This is a genomic window from Legionella donaldsonii (assembly GCF_900452385.1).
Taxonomy (GTDB): Bacteria; Pseudomonadota; Gammaproteobacteria; order Legionellales; family Legionellaceae; genus Tatlockia; species Tatlockia donaldsonii.
Genome location: NZ_UGOA01000001.1, coordinates 1,374,253 through 1,388,300, shown reverse-complemented (window position 1 = coordinate 1,388,300; position 14,048 = coordinate 1,374,253). Strand labels below are relative to the sequence as shown.

Below are 14,048 nucleotides of genomic sequence, written 5' to 3'. Positions count from 1 at the left end.
CTATTCAACTGTCAATAAATGACCAAGTTTTTCTTGCTTGGTTTTTAGGTAATCGCGATTTTCCTGAGTTGGCCGAATCAATAAAGGAACTCGCTCACTTACTTTCAAACCATATTTTTCAATGGCTTCGACCTTATGCGGGTTATTCGTTAATAAACGTAATGTATCCACACCTAAATATTTTAGAATTTGAAACGCAACGGCATAATTGCGATTATCAGCTGGCAATCCCAATTGCAAATTGGCATCTACCGTATCAAACCCTTGCTCTTGCAGAGCATAAGCCTTGAGTTTGTTAGCCAAACCGATCCCTCGACCCTCTTGGCGCAAATAAAGGAGAATGCCTCCTTCGTCAGCGATCTGACTGATAGCCTGCTGTAATTGTGCACCACAATCGCAACGGCAAGAGCCGAATACATCACCAGTAATGCATTCAGAATGAATACGCACCAACGGTATTTTATTAGTTACTTTGGGCGCTTTAATAAGGGCAAAATGCTCTGCTGAATCCAGCTTATTGTGAAACACAGTCATGGAAAAATCACCATAATTCTGCAAAGGGATCCGTGTCGTCGCGGCCTCTTCAACCAACATTTCATGGCCAATACGATACTCTATCAAATCCTTGATAGTAACCATCGGAATATCATGTTTGCGAGAAAAAGACGCTAATTCATCACGCCGGCTCATTGTTCCATCATCATTAATAATTTCACAGATGACCGCTGCAGGTTTCAGCCCTGCAAGGATGCTTAAGTCGACACTGCCCTCTGTTTGGCCTGCCCGTTCTAAAACCCCACCTGCTCTTGCCCGCAAAGGAAACACATGCCCAGGAGAAATAACTGACTCAGGTCCACTGGCAGAATCAATCGCCACTTGAATTGTATGGGCACGATCGTAAGCCGAAATCCCAGTCGATACACCACTGGCTGCCTCTATCGAAACAGTAAATGCTGTACCATAGGGAGAACGATTCTTCTGTGCCATCATAGGCAACTGCAATTTATCAATCAATTCACCCGCCATTGGTAAACAGATAAGGCCCCGACCAAAGCGAGCCATAAAATTGATTGCTTCCGGGGTAATATGTTGCGCGGCGATCACTAAATCCCCTTCATTCTCACGCAATTCATCATCCAGTAACATAATCATACGACCAGCTTTTAATGTCGAAATTGCCTGCTCAATGGTTGCAAAGGGAGTTGTCATGCTTCAACCTCATTTTTCAATTGTCCTGCGATCTTGAGCTGATGTGCCACGATCCGAGTCAAATAATCAAATTCCACATTTAAACGTTGACCAATTTCTAATTGGCCCAATGTGGTCTTTACCAAAGTATGGGGGACTAACATCAACTTAATATTGTCTTCGTTCACTGCATTGATGGTTAAACTTACTCCCTCCAAAGTAATACTTCCTTTGGGCAAGAGGTACATGCTAGCACATGTTGCAAAATCACCAACAACCAGTTCTAGATAGTCACCGATTGGATTAATAGCCTTGAGGCGAGCTGTCGTATCGACATGCCCGCTCACGTAATGTCCCCCAAAACGAGCGGAAGCCAGCATAGCTCGTTCAAGATTCACCGACATACCGGCACGCAATTGCCCCAGTGTGGTGAGACGCAACGTCTCTGGTGAAACATCAAAAGCCAAAGACTGCTCATGCTCGGGGAGCAAAGTTAGACATACCCCATTCACAGCAATACTTTCTCCTGTTTGTAAATCAGCAAAGGGGGATTTAATTAACAGACGATTGGCAACTTTGTCGCTAATATTAGCCAACACCTCGCCTTGCTGCTCTATCAAGCCTGTAAACATGGATCCTCCTCGTGCCAATCAAGGCATGCTATCACATTGTCAGACTTCACCTGCCACGATACAGCTCGCTTAGTAGTAAAAAACACCTCTCCCTGAAAGGCAGGTGTTGTATTTTCTCCGAGTATCTCAGGAACGAGATAAAGGTAAGTTCGCTGCACCAATTTCTCACGATGCAGGGCAGAAAATAATGCGCCCCCTGCTTCAACCCAAACATCATGGTATCCCAACTCGCCCAACTGTTTGAGGACAAATTCCAAATCAAGTAATCCTTCTCTAGCAGGAATACCGTAATAACTGCAATTAGAGAAAGGGTTAGTTACTGCATAATTTTCATCATGAAAAATATGACAATGTTCAGCGCTGCTAAAAATCCTGGCATTTTTATTTAAAGACAAGCGGCTATCTAGAATTGCCAGGCGTTTACCTTTCTCTCTATCTTTTAAACGAACATTGAGTAAGGGATCATCCTGAACAATTGTTTTCGCTGTAGTTAAAATCACATCGGTATATAAGCGATGCTGGTGGGTAAATTCAGCGCAGTCTGCATTCGATAATTGACACCGTTGTCCATTCACGCCGGCAATTTTGCCATCCAAAGTCTGCGCTATCTTGGCCGTAACCCAGGGGCGTTTAGTCTTTGTCCAATAATGATAGCTTTGATAGAACGCATCAATTTCCTGTAGAGGATAATGTAAGGCTTCAATTCCATTTTTGCGTAATATTTCAGGGGTATTATTTGCCCGCACAATAGGATTGGGGTCAGAAAAACCGTAAATCACCTGTGAAATACCATGACCAAGAATAGCCATCGCACAAGGCGGCGTTTTTCCCCAATGATTGCAAGGCTCCAGAGTGACATAGAGACTGACATCCTGTAAACCTGCTGGAATTTTCGCTACAAGAAGTTGCTCGGCATGGGCAGTCCCAGCCCCTTGATGCCAAGCACGAGCAATGATTTCGCCTTTGTGGACTGCAACAGCCCCAACGCTGGGATTTGGCGCACAATTACCCCGTCCGAACCAGGCTTGTTCGAGGGCGGCCAGCATAAAGTATTTGTGCATAGTTAAATCACTACATAAAAATGCGAAGATGATAACAAATTATTCAATTTTTGAGTAGTCTGAGGTTGATGTAGTGTCATGTAAAATAAGGTAGTAAAGTTAGAGGGAATATTGTATATATAAAAAAATATTTTTCCGCTAATTTTTTTATTTTCTCAAAAAATCATTATGTTTGAACAAAATACCAGTGATCTGCATTGCCATCTCAATGGCAGTTTTAGTCTTCCCTATCTCTATGAGGTTGCCAAAAAAAACGGTTGTTTAGACAAATATACGAGTCTTGTAGCCTTGCGGGAAGCCTATCTAAGCAAAACCCAAAAGCAACCTGAAGAAGGTTATGCCAAAGAAGATATCCATTCTATCTGGGAAATATTTGGTTTAATTCAAGCAATTATACAAACTCCCGAAGATATCAGTTTGGGTACCGTGGATGTTATCCGCAGTTCTGCGGCTAAATATATGGAGATAAGAACAACCCCAAAAGAAATGACCGATAAATCCAAGGATGATTATATCAATGCATTTGAACAAGGCTTGTTGGCTGCAGCTCAATCCACGTCTAAAAAAGCGTTTGGTTTATTGAGCCTGGATAGAACTATCCATAGTTTTTCAGAAGCACAACATTTTATTAAGCGAGTCGTTCAAAGCCCTGAAGGCGTGCTTAAAGGCATTGATATCTCTGGTAATCCGATTGCACCACGAACCTTACGAGGTAAGGATCTGGAGCAGTTAATCGAGTTGGCACTGAACTCCAAGGTTGGGTTGGCAATTCATATGGGAGAGGCCGATACGGCTGTTGAACGCGAAGATACAGATACCATTTTAACCGCTCTGGAGGCTTGGGTAAAAACCAATGCCCCACAACAAGCAAATCCGCTTTTTGGCAAAGTGAGACTAGGGCATTGTATTTTTTTAACTCTTGAGCAGAAAAATCGAATTCGAGCATTAAATATTCCTATTGAAGTTTGTCCTACCTGTCATAGCAAACTTAACTGGCATAAAGAAAAATCGCCCCATCCAGTGACAGGGGTTTATTCTGATGTAGAACAGCCTATTGCCTTTGCAACCGATGATGAATTTGTTTTTGGTGCTGGTATAAAAACAGAATATCTCAAGGGATTAGGACTTTTCAGCAACAAGAATGAACTATCCAAAAAGCAAATCAAAGAAAATCAGGCACAATTCCGTTTTGCCTAAAAGCATCCATTTAAAAAGGGCGATTATTTTTTATCGCTCCTGTTGTCTATGGTATGATAAGTCCATGTTACTATTGTCATAGACCTTGGATGCCAGATTGTAACCAATCAACGCTGAAAGGCATTTGGTCGCCACTTGGTGAGCCGTTAATAATTGCTCAAGTAATGAGCTTGTTTAATCGAAGAGCAAGTCTATGATCTTATTGCGACTTTTTAAACGACAGGGATTTTCTTCAAGTTTCATGCGCGGCTGCTTGTGTTTTTTCCTCGTTTTTATTCAGCTATTACCAACTACAGCGCTTGCTTTTTCCCCTTATTCGACTCGTGAGCTTGAAGAGTTAGAAAAAGAATTTATTCAGATTATTAACCAGTCAGACAGTATCGAGCGCGATGCCTTAGCAAATCAGTATATTAATCATTTAGGTAAAAAACTGGCACGCCTAGCCCATATGCCTACGCCTTATTTTTTTATTGTTAAATCAAATGAGATCAACGCATTTGCCGGTCCAGGCGGTTATATTGGTATTAATACGCAATTAATTCTTGCCACGGATAATGAAAGTGAATTAGCCGCTGTTATGGCTCATGAAATTGCCCACGTTCGTCTTCATCATCTTTACCAGAGGATTGAGCATGAGAAACAGATGCGTATCCCGCTCCTTGCCTCGTTGTTAGCATCCGCTGCCTTGGGCGTCGTTAACCCTACACTAGGTAGCGGCGCATTGATGGCCTCCATGACTGGTTTTGCTCAAGATAATATTAACTTTACCCGTGCCAATGAAAAAGAGGCGGATCGAATCGGCATTGGTATGCTTATTAAATCAGGTTTAGATCCTCGCGGTATGGCTGGTTTTTTCAAAAAAATGCAACAAAACTCTCGTTATTACTACACAGCCAATATTCCTGCCATCTTAAGAACCCACCCCCTGGATGAGGAGCGTATTGCGGAGGCAGAAAACCGTAGCCAGAATTTGGGGAAAAAACAGTATACTGATAGTCTGAATTATCGTTTGTTTAAAGAATTGATTCGCGTTTCAGTCACCAACAATAACAAGCAATTGCTTGATTATTATCAAATTCAATGCCAAAAACGAACCAGTGGCCCAGCCTGTCAATATGGTTATGCATTAGCGCTACTCAATACAAATCAGTTCCAACAGGCACAGGCACGTTTAACATCCCTACTCGCTCAGGATCACGATAATCTTTTTTATCAAATTGCCATGGCACAGGCCGAAACCGGGAGCAAGCAATTTGAAATTGCGTTAAAACGACTAAGTGATCTACAAGCCAATTACCCTGAAAATTACGCGGCAATCATGGCTCATGCCCAGGGATTACTAGCAGCAGGGAAAGCTGGGCAAGCAGCCTCTGTATTACTAAAAGGCTCAAGACTATTCAAAAGAGATTTACCCCTTTGCGAAGAGCTTGCGCAAGCACAAGCTGCATCCAGGCAAAAAAGTTATGCTTATTTTACTCAAGCGCAATGCCAGCTTTTACAAGGCCGCAGACGTGATGCTATGCGGCAGCTAAAACAGGCAAAAATACTTGCTAAAAATGACCGTTACCTGCAGGCTCGTATTAGTGCCATGATGGAGGAAGTTAAGTTTCTCTCCGAAGACTAAGCTTTAAGCGCGGTTTGATTTTCGAGCATCGCAGCGGAGCATACACGCCAGTATGTGAGCAGCGAAGCACAGAAAATCAAAGCCCAAGCGCCAAGATAGTAGAAAGGTAAACCGTCCCTTAGGGTTGAATACCAAACCAACCACCCGTATCCCCCCCAGCCCAACATTCAGTTGCTCTACAAGCATCTATCTTCTGTGAACACAGTCTTTTGAATTCGCCAGCGGCACTAATATCCTGATTTTTATAACCGTGTGGTTGGCAGATCCGCCCAAGATAAACTCCGCGAACACGAATTTGGCCCATCACAGAAATATTTGGCCCTACCTCATAAATACCGGGACTATGCGAATAACAGGCAATATAACAACCGGGGACTTGGTTATAGCTATTGTCTGTAGGTAGCATTCTTTGTATTGCGCCTGGGTAGGGATGATTGATCACACCCTCACTTTCGAGAACATACACAGGATACGGCGAAGGTAAGAGATATTTATTGGCTGTATTTTCGCTACTGAAAGCCTCTCCAAGTAAAGTAAACAGAAAAATACTTACTAATCCATTTAGTAATGTCTTCATGATTCGTCCATTAATCGCTTGCTACACACCCATAGCCATAGTATAGAACCGATTATTGAATAAGAAAGAAAATGGATTAGAATACCTGAAAAATAAATCAGTTGAGATTCCTGATGTCCGAATCGAGCGAATTAATTATCCGTCAAACTCAGAATTGGATTCATTCATTTATTATCAAATTCAATATCTGTCCTTTTGCTAAAAGGGAGATAAATAAAGGCTCGGTGAGATTTCAGGTCAGTTTTGCTGCAAAAGAAGAAGCCGCCCTCACTGAGTTGATATCAGAAATTGAGGTTTTAGATCAACAACGAGAACTAGAAACTACCTTGATGATTTTTCCCGGATTGTTTAAAGATTTTTTTCATTATCTGGATTTTGTTGATCTGGCTGAGCAACTCCTGGTGGAGAGTGGTTACGAGGGCATTTATCAAATAGCCTCTTTTCATCCCGATTATTGTTTTGCTGATGTTGATTTCAATGATGTTTCAAACTATACCAACCGCTCACCTTACCCTATGCTCCACTTGCTGCGTGAAGAAAGCGTTGAAAAAGCGATTGATTATTATGGCGATACGTCAACAATCCCCGAAAAAAATATTGCAACCATGCAACAATTCAGTTTAGAAAGGATACAAAAATTACTGTTAGATTGTATGAACACTAAATAATCTTCCTAGTCACTCGCAAAGCTTGGTTGTTTTATAGGCAGCTTTATCTATACTTTTAAGTAGTCATCCCAAATACGATGATAAAGGACATGAAAATATATCGTTTCATGATGATTCTACTTTGTATTTTTATTTCGCCATGGCTATGGGCTCAAGAAAAAGTGCTGAGAATTGCTGTTGCCATTTATGATCCCCCTTTCGTCATGCAAATAGCCAATAATCAATTCTATGGCTTTGATATTGCTATGATGGAAGATGTTTGCAGGAGAATCGGCTACACCTGTCAATTTATCGCTACGCCCAACAATCTATTGATTGAAAGAGTCCGAAGCAGGCAAGCTGATTTAGCAGTAAGTTCAATTATCATCACGGTTAAAAGACTCCAACAAGTTAATTTCTCCTTACCTTATTTAGTCAGCCAGGCCCGCTTTCTTGGTCCTGCAAAATTAGCGGCTCAACCTTTCGATATCGATTTGTTAGATAATAAAAAAATTGGTATTACCGATAACGCCTTTTTATCACTTATTAAAATAATGGGAATAAAGAAGCCTAAAGTTATCTTATTTGAGCATGATAACCTGATGATTCAGGCTTTACGCTCAGGAGCAATAGACATTGCATTCGTTGATAACCCAACTGCGCATTACTGGCATATGAACTCATCGGGATCTTTAAGGGCTATGGGTGAACCTGTAACTTTTGGTGCTGGGATAGGTATAGCGGTTAATCGAAATAATTTCAAGCTCTTAAGTGTTATTAATCCAGCCTTACTCGACTATCAAAATAGTGAAGCCTTTAAAGATGATTACCACAAATACCTGCTTCATTTTTCTACTGACACACCCCCACAAAATGCTGCTAATTTGCAATAACACGAAACAATCTATAATCAACTATACTAATTAAATAACACTTATAGGAGGAACGGTTCGATGCTTTATAGATTATTAATTAACTATCTACGTATAAAATTCATGCGAATTATTCTAAATCATGTAGCTAACCAGCTCGTAAAGACAAAATATATGAGGCAAACAGGCTTTCTAGCCACGATAGTCAGGTTTATAGCCACTCATTTTCTGAATTCTCCACGGGGAACAAAATGAAAGATAAACCGCGTAGATGCCGTTACCGAAAAATAGAACACCGTAATCTATTTCACGAGTTAATTCTGACATTTAATTATCATGGAAGAGGAGTGGCAAATGGCCCAGTATATTTATAAAGGATTTAAAGTTTTTTATGATATAAAGCCTGTATCAGGCTCTACTAATTTATATAAAGCTGATGGCTATGTAGTCTGTTGCCTGGATAAAAAAGGACTTACTCCACCTCAAAAATTTCACACAGAATATCGTACAAAAACAGAAGTGCAAAACGAAATTAAGAGACTCCTTGAAAACTATGTGGATTTTGAATGGAAGGAATTTCATGAGATGCACGGATAATTTTAATTCATTTATATCCGATCAATAAAAAGCAAGAACCACCCACAGGTGGTTCTTGTTGTTGACCAGGAGCTTTACTAGCCTCCAAAGGTCATACACTTATAGTATAGCCAATGATCCGCATTTTGTCTTAGCCTTATGATCCGTCTAAAAGATTTCTTAGTTTCAAAGCTAATTGGTTTTTTGAAAAACAACTAAATTTTTCACGTAAATTTTCAAAATGACGTTCAACAGTACGTCTCGAAATATTCAACAAACTCGCGGTTTCATCAGAAGTTTTACCTTTGACAAACCATAATAAAATTTCTTTTTCGCGCGGAGTAAGCTGTATATAATTATTTTTATCAAAATCTCCCTGAAAAGTAGTTTCCAATAAATTATTTTCCAAGAAACTATTAATCAGCCCTATGCATTCTGCGTGATTATCACTATCTATTTGGCATTTTATTAATTCATTCTTAACTGGGGCAATTTTTTCATCAAAATAAATATTAAATTTTTTAAATATTTCAAGATTATTGAGATAAACATGATTAATATCATGTTTTTCAAGTGGAGCATCAAATGAATAAAGTTTGAATCGCTGGTTATTAATAATTTCAAGTATTCTAAATGAATGGCCATAATTAAATTGGTTCAATAATTCAAAAACCGGCAAACTATGTTGTTTATATTCCTCTTGATAGACATCAATCAGGTAAAGTCCACTTTTAGGGTAGGTTTTCAAAATACTCAGAGGAGCATTATCAACCAATTGATTATTAATGCATTTTTCTAAATAATCCCCGTTGCTGCCTACCCAAAAAAATTGACCCTGTTCATTCATCTCAACATAACTGAAATGATTAATACCCGTTATTTTAAAAAGATTTTTGCAAATTTGTTGAACAAAATCGGTATAATTAACTAATTCATAGTTATTAATGGGACCAGGAGTGATTTCAATATATTTCATGATTGGTTATGCGCATAAAATCACATATGTATAATAATACACCATTTTGTTTGTTTTATGGTAAGCCGCTTAATAACGCTACCTTTTTTATATTATATCAACTATAAGAGAAGAAAAAAAAAATATATCCATTATTATGCAGTTAGAAAGGAACTACTCGTTTAGAAATAAGATATTAAACGAAAATTGTTGCTCGTTAACCTCTTCACAGAATTCACCCTGGGGACAACCACTATTTCGGATATTTTTTGATCATGCGAAATAAATTTAATTCACTTAATATTTCTATAAGACTATTACGCTAGAATTAAGTGTAATTGTTTAAGAAATAGAACAAACTAATGACTGATCCTCATATGAATAAAAAAGTTAAAACACTTGAAAATGGCCACCCTACTGGCGAGTTACTTGTAAAGTCAAAGGAACCCGGTAGACCAGGCTTAGTCAGAAGTGATTCATTCAGCAATCGCATCGCTATAAATCACTCTCGTTTTGCCAAGAGAGTTCATGACATGGGTTATGTGTACACTTTATACGCATTGTTGGATGCTGAAATCCTGGCCTATACCGGTCTTAAATGGTTTTCTGATATCTTTGCCTCTAACAAGGGTTCTGCCAATCCACTACGTGACTGGCTTTTAACTCCTAGTGGAATAGCTATTGCCTCTGTAGAATCGGTCGCGTTCATTGGTCTATCACTGCTGGCCAATAAAACCGAAGAAGATGATCCCAGAGCTTATAGACAGGCTATTATGACCTTATGGCCCTACTGCCGGAATGTCATCAGTGAATTAAAAAATGCGAACAAAGGCGTACGTAACGCACTGAAAGTTGCAGCATTATTTCACGAAACCAGCTTAAATTCCATGATGATGCCTGCCGGATTATTGGTAGGTAGCGCATCCGTGCTAAACCGCATTTGGTTCCGGCGTTTGCAAGATCAACGAAAAGAATTAAAGAGTAATTTTAAAGCGTTGTTAAAAGACATTGCTGCGCTTGAATTGAATGAAACTGAAAAGGTAGATGTCAACGTACTTAAAGAGCGAAAAGATGCTCTTCAAGACTTTTACGATAAAATACCTTACGAAATGAATGCTCAGCTAAGATATGCTTATTTATCAGCAGCTTATAATGGAATGCTAGAAGGCTTAGCCTACTATATTGCTCCACTGGCTTTAATGGGTTTTACGTCTCCGGCGTTTATTCCTGTAGCATCCGTTTGTATTGTCTTGTCATCAGCTGCCATTACTGCCCGTATTTATGAAGAATATGAATACCAACGTGGTTTAGAACTCGAAACGTTGGGAGTCAAATTACAATTAAAGAAACACGAACTGGACATTTTGAATGCTCAATTAGCTCTTTTCAAGAATACTACGGTTCCAGAGGCAGACAAAGAATCACAGCGAGTACAACAAGATGGACTCAATCACCAATATGGAGTACTTCTTGCAGAAATTATCCGTCTCAGTAGCGAAGTGGATGCTAAAACAGCGGGCATGGTCAATCATGCGCTTCGTGGCGTAAAAAATGGTTTGGCAATTTATGCTGTTGTCACCAAAATGCTCATGACCTCCCTGATGTTCTTTAGCGCCGTGCCGCCTGCTTTATTGGTGAGTAATGCAATGATAGGGGTCGCTCTTTTAGTGGGCTCTACTATTTACTCGTTATCACAGTATTATAAAAAACTATCGAAAGTACATGAAAATCCTAATCAGCCACACTTCGCCCTCGAAGATGCTTACTCCAAAGCCAACCGAATTTTAGCAGAATTAATTGAGACTCATACCATGGCGGCGACCCCTGGTACTGGATTTTATACGGAATGGCTTGATGTGGTTCGTGCATTCTTCTCCGGATTAAACAAGGGTCAAAAACTGATTGGTTATATTCTTACTATCTCTTTCCTCGAGGTTAGTTTACACAATGACTTCCAGGATAAACCGATTGTATTAAAGACCTCTATAGCCCTTGGAATTTTCTGCTCCGTAGTACTCTCTTTACGGGTATATGCTCTGAATTTTGGCGCTAAAGCCGATCTTGAAAACATGGATGGCATTGAAGAAATGCCAGAGGAGTTATTGTTTTTAGAAGGCCTTGAAGATTTAATGAATGGCGAAGAAAAAGCAAAAGAATTAGAAACCAGCGATCAAACCAGTTTAAAACAGTTTTCTGAGGCTGACTCTGGTACTATAGAGATAGGCCACGAGATAGAAATGGTAAAACTGGAAAGTAGCCATGAAGCTGGTGATGATGAAATGTCCGTTTACCGTGAAGAGACTCATACTAACAAAGCGGCTATAGTCATGCATGCAGGTGATAAATCAGCAACTGAATCCCTAACTGCTCAATCAGAAACAAACCCTCCTCATGGGAAAAGATCTGGTGAAAGCGACATTGATTCAACAGCAACGAAAAAGAGTAAAACAACACCAGAACCAACAACGAGTGCAACGGTACGCCAACAATCAATACGTAACATGGTTTTGAAAGGTATGAGCTTTTTTACAGATGTTGTCCACCCACTCACGCACCATAGGCATGATACATCAGAGCTTATAACCCCCCCTCGTAAGCAGTAATTCTTAAACTGGGATTATCTCTGGCGAGGGTGAGTATTATAAGCCCTCTCCAATCCCGTATTTCTTTTTTATTCGCATTAAAATTCCAAAGCTGATGTATACTTAAAACCAAATCTAAAACAAGGATCATTAGGAAACCTCTATGTGGCAGCTCCTTTTAGGTTTTTTACCCTGGATTCTTTTTTCCACCTTTTATGGTCAATCTCAGAAAGAAATTCTTTTAACCCTAACAATTACCACTTTAGTCTTAATACTCACCGAATGGCGCCAACTTCTGAAAGGATTTATTTTAAGTTGGGGGACTCTATTATTTTTTGCCACCATCTATGTGTTAACGATTGTATTTAAAATGAATTGGGTGATCCAAAATGCCTGGATGCTTTCCAATCTATCCTTAGCCCTTATCGTCTGGATTTCTTTATTAATCGGGAAACCCTTTACCTTACAATATGCCTATGAGCAAACCCCTAAACAGGTTTGGCATACAAAAGGGTTTTGGCGGGTTAATCAACTACTGACTATTATTTGGGGGATTATCCTCAGCTTTTCTACCGTGATGTATTTTATTCCCTGGGGAGCTACAACCGCCTCTGAAATCGTTTATCAGATCCTTTCTTATGCGCCTATGATTATCGGCATTTGGGTATCCAAAAAATTACCCCATTGGTATCGCGAACGACAATACCGACTCCGCAATAAAGCGAATCCCTTTTTGCAAAACAATTTTGCACCTATTCATGAGGAAAGTGACTTTCATAACCTGGTTGTCCAGGGAAAAATTCCCCCTGATTTACAGGGCTGCTACATGCGTAATGGGCCCAACCCCGCTTTTGCTCCTATTTCCTATACTTTTCCATTGGATGGGGATGGCATGATCCACGCCATGTACCTCGAAGATGGGGCGATTCATTATCGTAATCGCTACGTTAAAACGAAAGGACTGTTACTTGAACAAAAGTTAGGCCGTGCAATTTATAGTGGTATTGCAATGCCGATTCCACCCGATCCACAACTGATAGGACCCAATGATGATCCTGGACCTTTTAAAAATGGGGCTTTCATCCATATTATCCAACATGCCAAGCATTATTTAGCCATGTGGGAAGGTGGGGCTGCGTATGAAATGGATCATGAATTAAATACGATTGGTGAGTGGCTAGCCGGTACACCGCAGCCCCTTGCCGTAGGCCCTCATACACGCCTGGATCCAGATACGAAGGACTTATATTTAATTAACTATGATATTCAACCCCCTTTCCTGACTTGCCACAAAGTTAATCAGCAAGGGAATCTCATAGAAACTCGTATTATAGAAAAATCGTGTAGTACTATGATGCATGATTTTGTTTTAACAAAAAATTTCTTGATTTTCTTCGACTGCCCAGCTGTTTTCGATCTGGCAGCGATGGAGAGTGGCGGGAATGTTTTGGAATGGCGCGCTGAATTAGGTACCCGGATTGGTATCGCCTCACGACAGGATAAAGATAAACCGCCGCTTTGGCTAACTACAGAGGCTTTTTTCGTATTCCATTTTGCGAATGCTTATGAAATCGAGAACAAAATCATCATCGATTACGTTCGCCATGGTCGCTTGAATTTTGGTGTGCAAAATAAGGTTGTCAGTTCACCCCCACAAATGCATCGAATGGAAATCGATTTAAGGGAAAAAGCTTTTCAAGATTCGCTGCTTGCAGATTATATCGTTGAATTTCCTACAATTAATAACCACTATAATAGTAAAATTTACCATTTTATTTATGCCCCAACTCGCTTAAACAACCAACTCAAACCAGCCACTTTTAATGGCTTGGTAAAATACGATTTGGCATCAAAAACAACGACTGTTCAGGATTTTGGTGAGCAATATTCGATTGGTGAGGTAGTCTTTGTACCTAAACCACAAGCACAAAGCGAAGATGATGGCTATTTGGTATTTTTTGCCTATGACGCCAAGCGCAACACGAGTGACTTTTTGATTATGGATGCTCTGGATATTTCGAAAGCTCCCCTTGCTGTGATTCAATTACCACGGCGCATACCCGAAGGATTGCATGGCTCATGGTTTGAAAAAATTGAAAAATAGCTGTTATCTATTTATAGTGAGATCGACGAAAAT

General features: G+C 39.9%; 12 protein-coding genes. 7 read left to right on the top strand and 5 right to left on the bottom strand.

All coding sequences use genetic code 11. The features are described from left to right. The 3 genes from ribB to ribD are packed head-to-tail and all read right to left on the bottom strand — an operon-like array spanning nucleotide 1 to nucleotide 2,881. On the bottom strand, nucleotides 1–1,209 hold the full coding sequence (ribB, locus tag DYC89_RS06440; RefSeq protein WP_115221032.1) for a 3,4-dihydroxy-2-butanone-4-phosphate synthase: 1,209 nt from the start codon (nucleotides 1,207–1,209) through the stop codon (nucleotides 1–3). Then, complete coding sequence (locus DYC89_RS06435; RefSeq protein ID WP_115221031.1) at nucleotides 1,206–1,820, bottom strand: riboflavin synthase; 615 nt, start codon at nucleotides 1,818–1,820, stop codon at nucleotides 1,206–1,208. Before DYC89_RS06435 ends, ribB begins: the two co-directional genes overlap by 4 nt. Beyond that, nucleotides 1,805–2,881 carry a bifunctional diaminohydroxyphosphoribosylaminopyrimidine deaminase/5-amino-6-(5-phosphoribosylamino)uracil reductase RibD gene (gene ribD, locus DYC89_RS06430; RefSeq protein WP_115221030.1) on the bottom strand — a complete coding sequence of 359 codons (1,077 nt, stop codon included), beginning with the start codon at nucleotides 2,879–2,881 and terminating at the stop codon, nucleotides 1,805–1,807. Before ribD ends, DYC89_RS06435 begins: the two co-directional genes overlap by 16 nt. A 168-nt stretch (nucleotides 2,882–3,049) precedes the next feature. Between ribD and DYC89_RS06425 the strand changes: the two genes are divergently transcribed. Next, nucleotides 3,050–4,078, top strand: a complete 1,029-nt coding sequence (locus DYC89_RS06425) for a hypothetical protein (protein WP_115221029.1) — start codon at nucleotides 3,050–3,052, stop codon at nucleotides 4,076–4,078. A 241-nt stretch (nucleotides 4,079–4,319) separates the two neighbouring features. Then, nucleotides 4,320–5,702, top strand: coding sequence for a M48 family metalloprotease (locus DYC89_RS06420; RefSeq protein WP_228365050.1), 1,383 nt, complete (start codon nucleotides 4,320–4,322; stop codon nucleotides 5,700–5,702). 118 nt (nucleotides 5,703–5,820) lie between these two features. Here DYC89_RS06420 and DYC89_RS06415 read toward each other — a convergent pair whose 3' ends face one another. Further along, nucleotides 5,821–6,279, bottom strand: coding sequence for a hypothetical protein (locus DYC89_RS06415; RefSeq protein WP_115221027.1), 459 nt, complete (start codon nucleotides 6,277–6,279; stop codon nucleotides 5,821–5,823). A 113-nt stretch (nucleotides 6,280–6,392) separates the two neighbouring features. Between DYC89_RS06415 and DYC89_RS06410 the strand changes: the two genes are divergently transcribed. From DYC89_RS06410 to DYC89_RS06400, 3 genes are all read left to right on the top strand, one after another. Beyond that, complete coding sequence (locus DYC89_RS06410) at nucleotides 6,393–6,947, top strand: DUF1415 domain-containing protein (RefSeq protein ID WP_115221026.1); 555 nt, start codon at nucleotides 6,393–6,395, stop codon at nucleotides 6,945–6,947. Nucleotides 6,948–7,036: 89 nt separating this feature from the next. Next, the gene (locus DYC89_RS06405) at nucleotides 7,037–7,819 is read left to right on the top strand and encodes a transporter substrate-binding domain-containing protein (protein WP_181879338.1); all 783 of its coding nucleotides are present in this window, start codon (nucleotides 7,037–7,039) and stop codon (nucleotides 7,817–7,819) included. A 333-nt stretch (nucleotides 7,820–8,152) separates the two neighbouring features. Beyond that, nucleotides 8,153–8,395, top strand: coding sequence for a hypothetical protein (locus tag DYC89_RS06400; RefSeq protein WP_115221024.1), 243 nt, complete (start codon nucleotides 8,153–8,155; stop codon nucleotides 8,393–8,395). Between the two features lie 136 nt (nucleotides 8,396–8,531). Here the strand turns inward: DYC89_RS06400 and DYC89_RS06395 are convergent, their stop codons facing one another. After that, entirely contained in the window at nucleotides 8,532–9,350 is an 819-nt protein-coding gene (locus DYC89_RS06395; protein ID WP_115221023.1) for a helix-turn-helix transcriptional regulator, read from the bottom strand. A 356-nt stretch (nucleotides 9,351–9,706) separates the two neighbouring features. Between DYC89_RS06395 and DYC89_RS06390 the strand changes: the two genes are divergently transcribed. Together DYC89_RS06390 and DYC89_RS06385 are read left to right on the top strand one after the other, a co-directional pair. Then, nucleotides 9,707–11,932, top strand: coding sequence for a hypothetical protein (locus DYC89_RS06390; protein WP_147285486.1), 2,226 nt, complete (start codon nucleotides 9,707–9,709; stop codon nucleotides 11,930–11,932). Between the two features lie 142 nt (nucleotides 11,933–12,074). Then, the gene (locus DYC89_RS06385) at nucleotides 12,075–14,015 is read left to right on the top strand and encodes a carotenoid oxygenase family protein (protein ID WP_115221021.1); all 1,941 of its coding nucleotides are present in this window, start codon (nucleotides 12,075–12,077) and stop codon (nucleotides 14,013–14,015) included. Nucleotides 14,016–14,048: the final 33 nt, after the last annotated feature.

What these genes read in the sequence shown, in the direction of transcription:
- DYC89_RS06405 (WP_181879338.1), top strand. Translation starts at nt 7,037, where the DNA reads ATGAAAATATATCGTTTCATGATGATTCTACTTTGTATTTTTATTTCG.
- DYC89_RS06385 (WP_115221021.1), top strand. Translation starts at nt 12,075, where the DNA reads ATGTGGCAGCTCCTTTTAGGTTTTTTACCCTGGATTCTTTTTTCCACC.
- DYC89_RS06420 (WP_228365050.1), top strand. Translation starts at nt 4,320, where the DNA reads ATGCGCGGCTGCTTGTGTTTTTTCCTCGTTTTTATTCAGCTATTACCA.
- DYC89_RS06410 (WP_115221026.1), top strand. Translation starts at nt 6,393, where the DNA reads ATGTCCGAATCGAGCGAATTAATTATCCGTCAAACTCAGAATTGGATT.
- DYC89_RS06395 (WP_115221023.1), bottom strand. Translation starts at nt 9,350, where the DNA reads ATGAAATATATTGAAATCACTCCTGGTCCCATTAATAACTATGAATTA.
- DYC89_RS06415 (WP_115221027.1), bottom strand. Translation starts at nt 6,279, where the DNA reads ATGAAGACATTACTAAATGGATTAGTAAGTATTTTTCTGTTTACTTTA.
- ribD (WP_115221030.1), bottom strand. Translation starts at nt 2,881, where the DNA reads ATGCACAAATACTTTATGCTGGCCGCCCTCGAACAAGCCTGGTTCGGA.
- DYC89_RS06400 (WP_115221024.1), top strand. Translation starts at nt 8,153, where the DNA reads ATGGCCCAGTATATTTATAAAGGATTTAAAGTTTTTTATGATATAAAG.
- DYC89_RS06425 (WP_115221029.1), top strand. Translation starts at nt 3,050, where the DNA reads ATGTTTGAACAAAATACCAGTGATCTGCATTGCCATCTCAATGGCAGT.
- ribB (WP_115221032.1), bottom strand. Translation starts at nt 1,209, where the DNA reads ATGACAACTCCCTTTGCAACCATTGAGCAGGCAATTTCGACATTAAAA.
- DYC89_RS06435 (WP_115221031.1), bottom strand. Translation starts at nt 1,820, where the DNA reads ATGTTTACAGGCTTGATAGAGCAGCAAGGCGAGGTGTTGGCTAATATT.
- DYC89_RS06390 (WP_147285486.1), top strand. Translation starts at nt 9,707, where the DNA reads ATGAATAAAAAAGTTAAAACACTTGAAAATGGCCACCCTACTGGCGAG.